General features: G+C 37.8%; 11 protein-coding genes and 1 tRNA gene. 5 read left to right on the top strand and 7 right to left on the bottom strand.

The window, feature by feature from the left end:
• The first annotated feature begins 2 nt into the window (after positions 1–2).
• Positions 3–2,102, top strand: coding sequence for an ATP-binding protein (locus NXV01_RS12640; protein ID WP_118423695.1), 2,100 nt, complete (start codon positions 3–5; stop codon positions 2,100–2,102).
• Positions 2,103–2,114: 12 nt separating this feature from the next.
• The gene (locus tag NXV01_RS12635; protein ID WP_151879377.1) at positions 2,115–3,134 is read left to right on the top strand and encodes an HNH endonuclease; all 1,020 of its coding nucleotides are present in this window, start codon (positions 2,115–2,117) and stop codon (positions 3,132–3,134) included.
• A 159-nt stretch (positions 3,135–3,293) separates the two neighbouring features.
• Here the strand turns inward: NXV01_RS12635 and NXV01_RS12630 are convergent, their stop codons facing one another.
• The 4 genes from NXV01_RS12630 to NXV01_RS12615 form a co-directional block, all read right to left on the bottom strand.
• Entirely contained in the window at positions 3,294–3,542 is a 249-nt protein-coding gene (locus NXV01_RS12630) for a hypothetical protein (RefSeq protein ID WP_259022594.1), read from the bottom strand.
• The gene (locus tag NXV01_RS12625) at positions 3,493–5,331 is read right to left on the bottom strand and encodes an RNA-directed DNA polymerase (RefSeq protein WP_259022593.1); all 1,839 of its coding nucleotides are present in this window, start codon (positions 5,329–5,331) and stop codon (positions 3,493–3,495) included. Before NXV01_RS12625 ends, NXV01_RS12630 begins: the two co-directional genes overlap by 50 nt.
• Positions 5,332–5,499: 168 nt before the next feature.
• A complete protein-coding gene (locus tag NXV01_RS12620; RefSeq protein WP_151879598.1) occupies positions 5,500–6,723 on the bottom strand; it encodes a site-specific integrase in 1,224 nt (407 codons plus the stop codon).
• A gap of 240 nt (positions 6,724–6,963) precedes the next feature.
• Positions 6,964–7,048, bottom strand: a tRNA-Ser gene (locus NXV01_RS12615).
• Between the two features lie 133 nt (positions 7,049–7,181).
• Between NXV01_RS12615 and NXV01_RS12610 the strand changes: the two genes are divergently transcribed.
• The 3 genes from NXV01_RS12610 to NXV01_RS12600 all read left to right on the top strand — a co-directional run bounded on the left by NXV01_RS12610 (position 7,182) and on the right by NXV01_RS12600 (position 12,050).
• Entirely contained in the window at positions 7,182–9,683 is a 2,502-nt protein-coding gene (locus NXV01_RS12610) for an endonuclease MutS2 (RefSeq protein ID WP_259022592.1), read from the top strand.
• Between the two features lie 86 nt (positions 9,684–9,769).
• Complete coding sequence (gene corA / locus NXV01_RS12605) at positions 9,770–10,822, top strand: magnesium/cobalt transporter CorA (RefSeq protein WP_259022591.1); 1,053 nt, start codon at positions 9,770–9,772, stop codon at positions 10,820–10,822.
• A 19-nt stretch (positions 10,823–10,841) separates the two neighbouring features.
• Positions 10,842–12,050, top strand: a complete 1,209-nt coding sequence (locus NXV01_RS12600) for an L-serine ammonia-lyase (protein WP_074557704.1) — start codon at positions 10,842–10,844, stop codon at positions 12,048–12,050.
• Positions 12,051–12,114: 64 nt separating this feature from the next.
• Here NXV01_RS12600 and NXV01_RS12595 read toward each other — a convergent pair whose 3' ends face one another.
• The 3 genes from NXV01_RS12595 to NXV01_RS12585 all read right to left on the bottom strand — a co-directional run bounded on the left by NXV01_RS12595 (position 12,115) and on the right by NXV01_RS12585 (position 14,781).
• Positions 12,115–12,615: a PepSY-like domain-containing protein gene (locus NXV01_RS12595; RefSeq protein WP_259022590.1), complete on the bottom strand. Its 501-nt coding sequence runs from the start codon at positions 12,613–12,615 to the stop codon at positions 12,115–12,117.
• 40 nt (positions 12,616–12,655) lie between these two features.
• Positions 12,656–13,102, bottom strand: coding sequence for a PepSY-like domain-containing protein (locus NXV01_RS12590; protein WP_148365906.1), 447 nt, complete (start codon positions 13,100–13,102; stop codon positions 12,656–12,658).
• A gap of 119 nt (positions 13,103–13,221) precedes the next feature.
• Positions 13,222–14,781: an ATP-binding protein gene (locus tag NXV01_RS12585; RefSeq protein ID WP_234132120.1), complete on the bottom strand. Its 1,560-nt coding sequence runs from the start codon at positions 14,779–14,781 to the stop codon at positions 13,222–13,224.
• Between the last annotated feature and the right edge of the window lie 57 nt (positions 14,782–14,838).

Here is a 14,838-nt window from a genome sequence, read left to right as displayed (position 1 = left end):
AAATGGAAAAACAGTATAAAAAAGAACTCCTCAAAGTAATAGCCATACGCCCTTTAGAGGATTGCGAGCAATATATACTCAAAAGACTACATAAAGGAAAAACTTACTTCTTTTACAACAACTATAAAATCAAAGAGACGGAGCAAGATCCAGCTAAAGAGGAGAAGGAAAGAATGTGTTATTTTGATGAAAGTGCAGAAGAACTCCCTGCGGACTTCTTTTCTATATCAAATCTGAATCACCGTCCCATAATTAGTGTTTCAGCCTTGGTTGGAAAAAACGGAGATGGAAAAAGTTCTCTAATCGAACTTTTCATCAGAATCATTAATAATCTGGCCTGCCACATTCTGTCTGGAGAAAACGAAGATTTTATCCAAGCGCAAGGGGTACATGCAGAACTCTATTTTTCGCTCGAAACATACCAGATAGCAAAGAAACGGATAACCAGGAGGCAGTTCTTTAAATTGGAAGTCAAAAACGAACAAATAAAGCTATATACCGATTATGGCAATTCCGTTATTCACAACGGTACCGTCACAGACATCACTAGCCAGCTCAAAAAAGAACACCTCTCTGAACTATTCTATTCAATTGTTGTCAATTATTCCATATATGCAAATAATGTAATGGATTTCCAACAAGAATGGGAAGACCAAGACGACTATAGCAGTTGTTGGATGCATTCTCTCTTTCATAAAAACGATGGCTACACATGTCCCATTGTGCTTCATCCATTCCGGGACAGAGGCATTATAAACATTAATACCGAAAACTATCTTACCAAGAACAGGCTTATCTCACTTTATTTGCAACCGGTTAAAGACAAAAAATTCAATTTCCGCCAAGTTACTGATACCCAAATAGCACATCGGTTGACTTACACTTTGGCAGTTAATAAAAAGTTCGAAAATATAAAGGAAGAATGGTATAAATGGGAAAAGACGCAATCGAAGAAAATGCCGCACAGCCAGTTCAACAATACCATTACTTTCAATGAATTATACGATGAAATTATAAAAAATTGGTATGCCATCTTCCAAATAAAAGTAACTAAACCAGAACTTCCCTCGGAAAAGTTGAATATATACCAGAAAGCAGAGCAATATCTGGTATATAAAACAATATCAATATCCAAGAAGTATAAAAGGTACAAAGACACATTGTGCTTGATGCCAGACTCCATAGGCAATTATGGTCAAGAATTTTGGAATGATTTAAAACCCTTTATTCAAAATATGGCCAAAGACCACAGCCATATCACACTGAAGTTGCGACAAACAATCATTTTCTTGAAATATTACTATAATGCCTGGAATTCTGAAATTAGAAAATTCATCCTGGCTGATGGCGATACTGAAATACTCGATGACTTGAATAAAATGATAGAAGAATTCAAAAAAGAATTCTGGCACTTCAGAGAAACCAATTTGCTTCCCCAATATAAGGATTTTCCAATATGGGACTATATGGACTTTCTGCCATCTCCCATTTTCAATGTAGAAATAGGGCTTCAGATTGTAAACTCAAACGAGATAGAAAAATTCGAGAAACTCAGTTCTGGCGAAAAACAACTAATCTATAATGTCAGTTCAATCCTATATCATATTCGTAATATCAACTCAGTATTTGAGAATCCCAATACCGGTATAGTCAAATACAAGCATCTAAATTTAATTTTAGAAGAAGTAGAATTATATTTTCATCCGGAATTCCAACGCAGATACGTCAACTATTTGTTGAACTGCATCAACAGCATTAATCTACAACATATTGAAAGTATCAATATTTGTTTCGTAACACACTCGCCTTTTATCCTGTCTGATATTCCACAAAGCAATATCTTATTTCTTCAAGAGGGTCTCCCCTACTTCTTTGATGAGGAGAACAACACTTTCGCCTGTAACATACACAGCATGTTTACTAACCAGTTCTTCTTGCAAAACCACGTAATGGGCGAATTTGCACAACAACTTATCACTAAAGAAATAGCCCCCTTATTAAGAAGTGAGGAAATCGACAAGGAAAGATTGGAGACTATTATCAAGCTTATAGGAGAACCGGTTCTTAGAGCAAAACTTCTAGATATGTTAAATGACAAATAAGGAGGTAAAGCCATGTTTCGGATAAAACAGACAAAAAACAAGTATTCATTAGATCGTTTGGCTAAAAAATATTATAAGAAGCTGAATCCTTGCGCTCCCAAAAGAAAAACTCATACATTAGAAAATAGAATAAAGGAACAAGAAAAGGCTGAGACTGTTATTGAAAAGAAAAGATTCTATCAGTTATTGACTCAAAACCACTGTGCCAACTTAAAAAAAATAATAATTGGCAAACCAGCTGTTTTAGAGGCATGGTACAACAGAGTAGAAAGCCTTGTCAATCGCAAAGAGATCCTTCCTTTGTGGGAAATAAAAAATGGAAAAATAAAATCAACTGATTTTGGGAATGAAATATTATCCCTATTCAATTATAAAGGACAGAGGAAATCCGAATACACATTCTATTGGCTATTTAAAGAACTGAATATATTGGTTTGTCCATATTGTGGCACATCATACCTCGAATTTATAGATACTCCAAAACCGAAACTACGGTTCCACATTGATCATTTTATACCGAAAGCAATGGCTCCTTATCTATCTCTATCGTTTTATAATTTAATACCCGCATGCAATAATTGTAATTCCGGAGAAAAAGGAGAAAAATTTTTCAGACCGTCAACACATATCCACCCTTATATACATGATTTCAATCAATGGGCAAAGTTTACCATTTCTGCTCCCATTATTTCTAACAATCTCAAATCCTTTGATATCCAGATAAAGGCTATTTCCCATCGCAAACGAATCGAAAAAGCTAAAAAGGATCTTAATTTAGAACCTATATACAAAAATTTCAAAAACAGGGTCATACGTTTGGACGAAATAAAAAACGAATATAACGAAACCGCAAAACAATCTCTTTTGAATAATGGAACCTATAGCGGAACAATTTTCTCAAATAGAGAAGAAGTGCTAGCATACATAGCAAAAACTACGGATATACCTTATAATGAAGAAGAGGCAAGAAACAAATGCCTTGGTAAAATGCGCTTGGATTTAGCCAAGGAATTTGGAATCCTAGACCCATAATACTGATATCATTTATCATGACAAGCATCTCCAAAGAAAGTTTAGGGTCTTTAAATATATAGTCACAAAAAAAGTACAATGGCTTGCGTGATTCACTTACCCATTGTACTTTTTACTTTGAAAAGGATATTCTTATTTTCCCAATGTGAAGATATAAATTTATTTATATGTTGAGTAATGATTTAATTGAGATAAATAAGTTTCAAATAGTTCTGTCTCATCAATAGGCTTATCAGAGGCTTTTTTATCTAGTATACTATTAAAAAGATTCTCTTTTAAATCAATATATTCAGGGTCTTTTCTTAACTCCTCTTCTATTTCTAATATTCTTTTCTGTTTATCATTTTTTATTTCTTCTTCATCTTTTCCGAAAAAAAGAGAACCATAAATCATCAGAGTCTTCCTCATATTGTTTTTCTGCTTGTTCTTTAATTATCTTATAAAATAATTCCTCAGCTTGTTCTTTTGCCTCTCTTCGAAGTTTAATATTCATCTTTCTCCTATCAAATACATATTCAACAGTTTGGGTTCTAAGAGATGCATCTGAATCATAAAAACTTATATTCGTTTCATACAATATCTTAAAATAGTGATTTCTTTTTATTCTTGTCGAATTAATATTTAACCACCCTTTTAGGACTCCCTCATATAACAATAACCAATTTGAACCTAGCAGTCCTTCTTGAACTAATTTTTTACATAACGTTCGTAATTCAACAATTAATTCTTGTTTCAACGAGGATGTACCAGAATTAATAATATCCAATAAAATAAGTCGACTTATAGAATCTCGCATTAATAAAATCTTCGAAGCTTGTTCTTTGGTTATATCAAATTTAAAAATTTTACACATCCACAAGCACCAAGAAACCTCAAAGCTTTCATTCGTTTCAGCGTGGGAGTCTATAATAGAAGAAATAATAATGTGTAACTTTTCACTAGTTCGTTTTGTTAGAGAACCACTAAATTCAAATCTTCTCAATATGATTCTATACACAATTTCTATAATTGAAGGACATGTAAGCAAACTTTTCAACATTAAATCTTCAAAAATTTCCCAATTCTCAGATATATTAAAATACTTACGATCAAAAATATCAGAATCAAAAATAGCAAATGAATAATTAAATATTTGATTTTTTTTATGAGGTGAATGAGAAGCAAATTTCCAAACAATGCTAAAATATTGTTTTATGCTATATTCAAAATTATTATTTAAGTTGAAATTTCGTAGTTCAATCGAGAAATCTTCAACAAAATGAAATGGATATTCTTTTATTGACACTTTCGACTCATTAATTTCAAGATTATATTCGTATAAAATCTGTTCTACTTTCTTTAATACTTCATCAGCTCTTTCTTTTGAATTAGTATAAATATAATAATCATCAAAATACCGACATGCAGAAATGTCTCTTTCCCGCTCTACAAATTTATCAACTTGAGCAAGTATTAATTCAGCAATAATAAGCGATGTATCTGGACCAACAGGGATACCAATTGTTTGGTCTTCTTGAGTTGCTCTAGAGGCCACATCAATTTCATCTCCAATAACAAACATTTTATAATCATACAAATCTCTCGAATCAGAGGATGTCTTAAACTTATCAATATTATTATAAACCTGTTTTGCCCTATCTTTACCCAACAAAGCCCATGGTATTGAATGAGTATAAATACGGTGATAAAACATTGATATATCCAATCTCAACTCGAAAGTATGTTTAAAAGAAAGATCCAATGTCTTTGTCACAAAGTCAACAAAACGTTCGCTTCTAGTTCTAAAACATCTATCAATTAGTGATTTTTGAAATATAGGGCTACTCATTGAAAGACTATCATTAGCTAATTGAGGTTCTAATTTATCCCAATTTTCAACTATACATTTTGAAAGTTTTATATAATGTATTGGATTGGGGATCGATAAATATCTCCTACACAATAAACTCTTTGTAATAGAATATATCCCACATTTTGATCTTTTATTTGCAAGCCTAGTTTTTTTATTATATGTACTTTTCCTTTCACTAAAACTAGATATATCTTCTCCTGAATTTCTTACCAGTGAATTTTCTGGATTTTGCCACTTATTTTTAATCATAGAATAATTATTTGCTAAATCAATAGTATTAAATGGTGGTGGCAACTCTTTAGGAAAATATCCTCTTCCTATTAAATCCTCTATTTTTAGTTCCATATTTATATATTATTTTACAATAAAGCAAATATAACATTTATTTTATAAATATACAATATTACATCAAAAATAACCTTCTTCATCTTTTTCAAACATAGAATTTATTATCTGTCCAATTTCATGCATATAGTATAGAATTTTTCCATTCTTCTAATAATATGTCTACATTTATATAGAAAAAGAAAAATCAACTTCTATCTGTGACATCTCACGTATCACTGTACGGTCCAGCACACGTGCATAATGACGGGTCATCTGGACATTGGTATGCCCTAACATCTTAGCAACGCTCTCTATCGAGACACCATTGGCCAGAGCAAATGTGGCAAAAGTATGACGCCCAACATGGGTGGTCAATCTTTTTTTAATACCACAAATATCAGCCAGTTCCTTGAGGTATGCATTCATTTTTTGATTACAAAGCACCGGAAAAAGCACACCATGTTTCTTACAATATTCATTGGTGGAATACTTTTCCAAAATCTTCAATGGTATTTCCATTAATGGAATATTACACATGATTTTGGTCTTCTGTCTTCCCTTACGTATCCATTTGACCCCATTCGAATCCTCCACGATATGCTCCTTTCTCAAACCATGAATATCCGAAAAAGCCAGACCAGTAAAACAACAGAACACAAAAATATCTCGCACCTGACTTAACCGTGGAATATCAATCTCCTTTGAAATCAGTTTTCGGATTTCCGAATCTTCCAAGAAGTCCGGCTCCACCTTATCCAACGAGAACCTGATTTCCAAAAACGGATCATTTTTCAGCCATCCCTTAGCCAAAGCAATACGGATAATCTTCTTAAAGTTCTTCAGATACTTGGTGGCTGTATTATGGCAACACTTTTTCGCTGTCTTAAGCCAGAACTCATAATCCTCAATAAACTGGCGGGAAACTTCATCCAAAAGAACATCTTTCTTATGATATGTCTCCCAGACAAAATCCCGTGTATGCTTCAAGGATGTCTCATAACGCTGTACGGTCGCAGGTGCCATGTCCGTACCGGACAATTGAGCACATTTATCATTATGTTCCCGAAAAACCTCAAACAAAGTACGCTGCACAGGAGCATCCTTACCCAAGAAACGCTCCAGGACACTATTGGCAGAAACGGATACACCCTCTATCTCCAATTCACGCTGAATCTTCATTATCCGTAAGCGGATTGAGTCAAGATACAAATTCAGTTCCTTGTACTCCCGTTTCTTTTCCAAAGCCTTTCCTTTTGCCGCACTCCAGAACTCCGGAAGAATTGTTTTCTTCACTGAAGCATCAACCCGGACTCCATTCACTGTAATTCTCATCATTATCGGAGCCTCACCGTTCCGATTCAATTTCGTCCTACGAATGTAGAACAATAGACAAAATGTTGTTCTTTCCATCTTACTTGTTTTTTAATCACAAAACTAAATTTCCAAGAGCAACAAGTCAAGATGCAAAACACTGATAAACAATGAATTATTTACTTAACAGGTGTACCTGGCACTGAAGGCAATCAGGTACACCGAATAGTACACCGAAAGAATGCTTTGATATGCTTATTTTTGCTATGTACCAAAAACAAAAAATCCCCGTAAAGTATTAATTTACAGGGATTTTCTTTGTTTTGCAATTCTTTCCAGCGGAGAGACAGGGATTCGAACCCCGGGTACCTCGCGGTACAACGGTTTTCAAGACCGCCGCAATCGACCACTCTGCCACCTCTCCAAAACTCCTTTATCAGAAGTGCTTTCCGTTGAAAGCGGTGCAAAGGTACGAATCATTTTTAAATCTGCAAACATTCTGATATTTTTTTCGCGAATAAATCGTATTTTTGCAGTTCATTAGTAAGAACAGAAATATGATATACCCTCAAAACTTTGAGCAAAAGATAGGATTCGACCAGATAAGACAGTTACTAAAAGATAAGTGCCTCAGTACTTTAGGCGAAGAAAGAGTTACAGACATGAACTTTTCCGAGCAACATGAAGAGGTTGAAGAGAAATTAAACCAAGTAACAGAGTTTGTCCGCATCATCCAGGAAGAGGACGGATTTCCCGATCAATTTTTCTTTGATGTCCGTCCTTCGTTAAAACGCGTGCGGATAGAAGGAATGTATTTGGACGAACAAGAACTATTTGACCTACGCCGTTCATTAGAAACCATCCGTGACATCGTACGCTTTCTGCATCGGAATGAAGATGAAGAAGAGAACAACACCCCCTACCCCAGCCTGAAACGACTGGCAGGAGATATTGCCGTGTTCCCGCAACTGATAGGAAAAATAGACGGCATCCTTAACAAATATGGGAAAATCAAGGACAATGCCTCTACCGAATTAGCCCGCATACGTCGCGAACTTGCCAGTACGATGGGAAATATTTCCCGCTCGTTAAACAGCATCCTGCGTAGCGCACAGTCCGAAGGTTACGTGGACAAAGATGTAGCTCCCACCATGCGTGACGGACGTCTGGTGATCCCGGTTGCCCCCGGACTCAAGCGAAAAATCAAAGGTATCGTACACGATGAATCCGCCAGCGGAAAAACAGTGTTTATAGAACCGGCGGAAGTGGTAGAAGCCAACAACCGCATCCGCGAACTCGAAGGCGATGAACGACGTGAGATCATTCGCATCCTTACCGAGTTCTCAAACATTCTCCGTCCATCTATCCCGGAAATTCTTCAATCATACGAATTTCTGGCAGAGATAGATTTTATTCGTGCGAAAAGTTACTTCGCCATACAGACCAATAGTCTGAAACCCGCCGTCGAGAATGAGCAACTACTGGATTGGACGATGGCCGTGCATCCTTTATTACAACTTTCACTAGCTAAACATGGAAAGAAAGTCGTACCACTGGATATAGAACTTAATCAGAAACAACGTATCCTTATCATATCCGGACCGAACGCCGGAGGTAAGTCCGTCTGTTTGAAAACAGTCGGTTTGCTGCAATATATGCTGCAATGCGGTATGCTGATTCCCTTGCACGAACGTAGTCATGCCGGCATATTCAGCAGCATCTTTATCGATATTGGTGACGAACAATCTATTGAAGATGATTTGAGTACCTACTCTTCTCACTTGACCAATATGAAAATCATGATGAAGAGCTGTAACGAACGAAGCCTCATCCTGATTGACGAGTTCGGTGGAGGTACGGAGCCGCAAATCGGAGGTGCTATTGCCGAAGCTGTACTGAAACGTTTCAACCAGAAAGGAACATTCGGAGTCATCACTACCCACTACCAGAATCTGAAACATTTTGCCGAAGATCATGAAGGAGTAGTAAACGGAGCCATGCTTTACGACCGTCATCTCATGCAAGCACTTTTCCAATTACAAATCGGAAATCCGGGAAGTTCGTTTGCCGTAGAGATTGCACGAAAAATCGGACTACCGGAAGATGTCATCGCAGATGCTTCGGAAATCGTAGGAAGCGAATATATCAATGCAGACAAATACCTTCAGGACATTGTGCGCGACAAGCGTTACTGGGAAGGAAAACGTCAAACCATCCGTCAACGGGAAAAGCACATGGAAGAAACCATTGCCCGTTACCAGACAGAGATGGAAGAATTGCAAAAATCCCGGAAAGAGATTATCCGGCAAGCAAAAGAAGAAGCGGAACGCATGCTTCAGGAATCCAATGCCCGCATTGAAAATACGATTCGTACGATAAAGGAAGCACAAGCCGAAAAGGAAAAGACACGCCAGGCACGTCAGGAACTGACAGACTTCCGTACTTCTCTGGATGCACTGGCATCTAAAGAGCATGAAGAGAAGATTGCAAAAAAAATGGAGAAACTAAAGGAGAAGCAAGAGCGGAAGAAAAACAAGAAGAGCGAACCGAAAGCTGTAGTCTCTTCTCCATCAAGTGCCCCTAAAATAGTGCCGATTGCGGTAGGAGAGAATGTAAAAATCAAAGGACAGACAAGCGTCGGCCAAGTGATGGAAATCAGTGGTAAAAATGCGACTGTTGCCTTTGGAAGCATAAAAACGACCGTAAAAACAGACCGTTTGGAACGTGTCAATCATATGCCCAAGACGGAAGGGATTGCTAAAAGCACCTTTGTCAGCAGCCAGACACACGATCAGATGTATGAAAAAAAGCTTAGCTTCAAACAGGATATTGATGTACGCGGAATGCGTGGAGACGAAGCCTTACAGGCAGTCACCTATTTTATTGATGACGCCATATTAGTCGGCATGGATCGTGTACGTATCCTTCACGGCACAGGAACGGGAATACTTCGTACACTTATCCGCCAATATCTGGCCACCGTACCGGGAGTTAGCCACTATGCCGACGAACATGTGCAGTTTGGTGGTGCCGGAATCACAGTAGTCGATTTTGACTAACACGTAAACAAAACGTTCAAAGAACTTGTTCTCATTTAGAAAACCACTACCTTTGTTACAGTGGTTTTCTAAAACGAGAATAAAGCATGAAGAATAATCTGTTAAGCGAAAAGCTTATTTACACAGGAGAAAGTCTTACTCCTACCCATTTACATCTTTGTACTTACAATGCTACCGAGATACAGGAAAGCTCTAGTGATACTTTTCAGGCCATCAAAGGTACGCTAAACAATGATCAAATCAATTGGCTACAGATACACGGAATGAAAAATACAGAAACTATCCGGGAAATCTGCAGTCATTTCGAAATAGACTTCCTTGTCTTACAGGATATATTAAATGCGGATCATCCGACCAAGATAGAAGAGCATGATAAATACATTGTTCTGATCTTAAAAATATTCTATCCGAACGAACATAAAGAAGAAAATGAACTGGACGAACTGCTCCAACAGCAAGTCTGCCTTATCATAGGAAATAATTATGTACTGACTTTCCTCGAAAAAGAAACTGATTTCTTCGATGATATCAGTTCAGCCTTGCGTAATGATGTCCTGAAGATACGCAGTCGTCAAACAGATTATCTGCTTAGCGTACTGCTCAACAACGTGATGGGAAACTATATTTCAACCATCTCTTCCATCGATGACGCACTCGAAGATTTGGAAGAGGAACTGCTTACTATCACCAACGGAGATGACATCGGTATCCAGATTCAGGCATTACGACGCCAATATATGCTAATGAAAAAAGCAATCCTCCCCTTGAAAGAACAATATATAAAGCTACTGAGGGCAGAAAACCTGCTCATCCATAAAGTGAACCGCGCCTTTTTCAATGATGTAAACGACCACCTACAATTTGTATTACAAACCATCGAAATCTGTCGGGAAACCCTTTCTTCATTAGTCGATCTTTATATCTCCAACAATGATTTACGTATGAACGATATCATGAAGAGGCTGACCATCGTATCCACAATTTTTATTCCTTTAACATTTCTGGTTGGAGTATGGGGAATGAATTACAAATGGATGCCGGAACTGGAATGGCAGTACGGGTATTTATTTGCCTGGATTGTAATGGCAATTATCGGTATTATTGTATATTTGTACTTCAGAAAAAAGAAATGGTATTAACAAAAACACATCATCAGTCATGAAATCGATTAAAGAGCTATACAGGATAGGCACAGGACCTTCCAGTAGCCACACTATGGGACCGCGCAAAGCTGCCGAAATGTTTTTGGAACGTCATCAGGATGCTGCATCTTTTAAAGTCACCCTTTACGGCAGTTTAGCCGCTACCGGTAAAGGACACATGACGGATGTAGCCATTATAGACACCTTACAGCCCACTGCACCAGTAGAAATTGTATGGCAACCCAAAGTCTTTCTACCGTTCCATCCGAACGGAATGACATTTGCGGCTTTGGATAACAATAATAAAGTGCTTGAGAACTGGACTGTTTACAGTATTGGTGGCGGTGCACTGGCAGAAAATAATGATAATCCAACTATCGAAAGCCCCGATGTATATGGCATGGAAAACATGACCGAAATACTCCAATGGTGTGAGGATACCGGAAAAAGTTATTGGGAATACGTGAAGGAATGTGAGGAAGAAGATATATGGGATTACCTGGCTGAAGTATGGGGCACCATGAAAGATGCCATTCACCGTGGACTGGAAGCGGAAGGAGTACTTCCCGGCCCACTAAATCTTAGACGAAAAGCCTCCACCTATTATATACGCGCTACCGGATACAAACAATCCCTGCAATCCAGAGGGCTTGTCTTTTCTTATGCTTTGGCAGTAAGTGAAGAAAATGCTTCCGGTGGAAAAATAGTGACCGCTCCTACCTGTGGTTCCTGCGGAGTGATGCCTGCCGTACTATATCATCTCCAGAAAAGCCGTGATTTCAGTGATATGCGCATCCTACGCGCATTAGCCACTGCCGGATTGTTTGGCAACATTGTCAAATTCAATGCATCTATTTCCGGAGCAGAAGTAGGTTGCCAGGGAGAAGTAGGCGTCGCCTGCGCAATGGCTTCGGCTGCTGCCAATCAATTATTTGGAGGTAGCCCGGCACAAATTGAGTATGCAGCAGAAATGGGATTGGAACACCATCTGGGAATGACTTGCGACCCGGTATGCGGATTGGTACAAATTCCCTGTATCGAACGAAATGCATACGCTGCCGCACGTGCACTGGATGCAAATCTTTATTCAGCTTTCACCGATGGTATGCACCGTGTCTCTTTCGATAAAGTAGTGCAAGTAATGAAACAGACCGGACACGACCTTCCATCACTTTACAAAGAAACAAGTGAAGGAGGATTAGCTAAGGATTATAAACAAATGTAATTATAAAAAACAACGGGCTATTCCTTTCATAGAAATAGCCCGTTTTGATTTTTATGATTAAAAACTATTCAGTCGGCGGCCAATTTGTATCATCTCCATTGCTAATATCTTTTTCATGTAGCAATCCGCCTTCCTGTGAGAAATAAAGCGCATAGCGTTGACTACCTTGCTTCACCTGAATCACAGATTCCATCGGATTTTGTGGAAAAGTCAACACATACACATCCGTCACTACCCATACATTATATTTAGAATCCATGAAAGCGGTGTAAACAGCCGGTACGAGCTGATCTATGCTATTCAGTTCATTTTCCGTCATCACCCAATTGGCATTAGCATCAAACCAGACTTCCAGTTCGTCATTGCTTACCCAACAGTCAGCTACATAATAGGCACCTTTCATCTCCCATTCTACATTCTGGGCAGCCGGATATACCTGTTTTAAGGCTTCTGTAATATTACTGGGCGGAACAAAAGTATCATCATCGTCATTATCACATGCGCCAAACAAAAGAGCAGTCATCATCAATACCACTGCCCAAGCGCCAAACTTAAATCTCCACATAGCTATCTTCTTGTTTAGGTCTATTATCACAAATCTTCAATTAATCATCAGCCTTGATAAACTTTCCCTTCTTATCAAATTTGAAAGAAAGTCCGGTAGACAATTCTATTTCATATCCTTTACGGTCACGTTCCACTTTGGTCACTCCCTCATTTACAAAATTATGAGACTTCAAATAATTGACAGCAAATCCCGGAATAATACTAACAGGAACAACCTGTCCTTTCTTTGCACTTACTTCTTCCCAGTTGCCTTTACTGTCAAAATCAATTTCCGTACCATCCATCAATACCACTTCATACTTGGTAGACTCCATCATATCCTTATCAATCTTGATATGAGCCACCTCTGGTTTCGTAAAATTGCTATTGATAAAATTACGTGCCGGAAGCGGTAACTGATTCATGTCTTTTGTAATCACATCTTTTGCGAATGAGAATTGTACGGCTACAATAGCCAACACAAGTAAAGATAGAATTTTCTTCATAATCGTTATTCTTTTAGCGTTAATACTATACTTTCGTTTCATACAGCAAATAACGATACAGATTCTGGAAAGATTTAGGAATCATGCAAGTTTGCTCTTTTTTTATATTCTTTAACCATCTATTCTATCTTCCACTCTCCTATGGTGCAACGTTCTCTGTCAAAGCTAACAGCAACCTTCACTATTGGCAATCCACATAAAGCAAAGCGTTCAGGATAATTCTTCAAGTCAATTTGTTCCATCGCTTCGTTTGCATTCTTATCCAGTTTCAATTCCATTACATATAAGGTAGTTTTGGTACGCAATACCATATCCACACGACCGCGGGGAGTACGCACTTCCACATCAACATAGTTACCCAACAAACTGAATATGATATAAAACATCTGTTGATAATGACCCTCATATCGGGTGTTGTCGCAGTAAGGAATAGTAGACAAAAATGTTTGTAGACGACGCAACGCCGCATCCATATCACCATTCCGAATATCACGGGAGAGATAAGCCACCATCGTGGTAGTTTCCCGCGTTTTGCTGGCGACATAATTGGGCAAAAGACTCTTCATCAAACCCAACCGCACTTCCTTGTTGGGAATATCCAGTGTATACAAATCCAGAGTTTTATCATAATCCTTTATCGTGATATAACCACTCTGATATAATAACGGGATAATATCAGTCATTGTTTCAGTAGGAGCATCGAAGGCAGAAACCTCTGCATGATTATTCCCGATTTCAGAAGGTTCTACATTGAATTTTTTCAGCATTTGTATCAAATATGTAGGCGTACCGCTACCAAACCAATAAGAATTAAACTTTCCATCCGCAAAGGCATTAAGCAAACTGAATGGGTTATATATATCAGGAGATGGATAAGTGAAATGATAACCATCGTAGTTTTCTTTCAATTTCTGCACTACTTCTTCAGATGAAATCTCCATTTTTATAGCCAAGTTATCTATATCCTCTCTCATTTGGATAAGCATCTCATCTTCTGTAATGCCACAAATAGCAGCATAAGGCTCATCCATACTAATATTTTTAATATTATTCAGCTCACTAAAAATACTAAGTTGAGAAAACTTCGTTATACCAGTCAGGAATACATAACGCAGATAAGGGTCGCAAGCCTTTAACGGACTATAAAAATTACGCATGATATTGCGCAATATACCCAAATTTTCATGTTCATGCGCCACATCTAGCAAAGGAGCATCATATTCATCAATAAGCACGACTACTTTCCTACCAGTTTGTTCATAAGCACGTTTTATCAATCCCATCAAGCGTTGATTAGGATTGACCTCTTCCTCCATTTTTCCATAGATTTCTTCATAATTGAATAATTTCAAATTCAATTCCTGAAGCAATTGTTCCTTATCTACATGTTTGGCAGTACTCATATCAAAATGGAGCACCGGATACTCTATCCACTCTTTCTCCAGTTTCTCTATAGCTAACCCATGAAACAATTCCTTGCGCCCGGAAAAATAGCTATGTAGCGTGGAAGTCAGCAATGACTTCCCAAAACGTCGAGGACGGCTCAAAAACATATATTTAGAAGAGGAATGTGTCATCCGATAAACATATTCCGTTTTATCAATATAAAGATAATTCCCTTCTTGTATTTCAGAGAATGTTTGTATCCCAATTGGGTACAATTTTTGCAAATCTTCCATATCTGTTAGTTTTGTTACAAAGCTACAAAAAAATATCAGATTTGCATTGATAATGCT

Source organism: Bacteroides sp. BFG-606 (genome assembly GCF_024788145.1).
In the GTDB taxonomy this organism is placed as follows: domain Bacteria; phylum Bacteroidota; class Bacteroidia; order Bacteroidales; family Bacteroidaceae; genus Bacteroides; species Bacteroides vicugnae.
This window is presented reverse-complemented; position numbering and strand designations above follow the sequence as displayed.

Coding starts and splice junctions, on each gene's coding strand:
- NXV01_RS12640 (WP_118423695.1), top strand. CDS start 3: ATGGAAAAACAGTATAAAAAAGAACTCCTCAAAGTAATAGCCATACGC.
- NXV01_RS12635 (WP_151879377.1), top strand. CDS start 2,115: ATGTTTCGGATAAAACAGACAAAAAACAAGTATTCATTAGATCGTTTG.
- NXV01_RS12630 (WP_259022594.1), bottom strand. CDS start 3,542: ATGAGGAAGACTCTGATGATTTATGGTTCTCTTTTTTTCGGAAAAGAT.
- NXV01_RS12625 (WP_259022593.1), bottom strand. CDS start 5,331: ATGGAACTAAAAATAGAGGATTTAATAGGAAGAGGATATTTTCCTAAA.
- NXV01_RS12620 (WP_151879598.1), bottom strand. CDS start 6,723: ATGGAAAGAACAACATTTTGTCTATTGTTCTACATTCGTAGGACGAAA.
- NXV01_RS12610 (WP_259022592.1), top strand. CDS start 7,182: ATGATATACCCTCAAAACTTTGAGCAAAAGATAGGATTCGACCAGATA.
- corA (WP_259022591.1), top strand. CDS start 9,770: ATGAAGAATAATCTGTTAAGCGAAAAGCTTATTTACACAGGAGAAAGT.
- NXV01_RS12600 (WP_074557704.1), top strand. CDS start 10,842: ATGAAATCGATTAAAGAGCTATACAGGATAGGCACAGGACCTTCCAGT.
- NXV01_RS12595 (WP_259022590.1), bottom strand. CDS start 12,615: ATGTGGAGATTTAAGTTTGGCGCTTGGGCAGTGGTATTGATGATGACT.
- NXV01_RS12590 (WP_148365906.1), bottom strand. CDS start 13,102: ATGAAGAAAATTCTATCTTTACTTGTGTTGGCTATTGTAGCCGTACAA.
- NXV01_RS12585 (WP_234132120.1), bottom strand. CDS start 14,781: ATGGAAGATTTGCAAAAATTGTACCCAATTGGGATACAAACATTCTCT.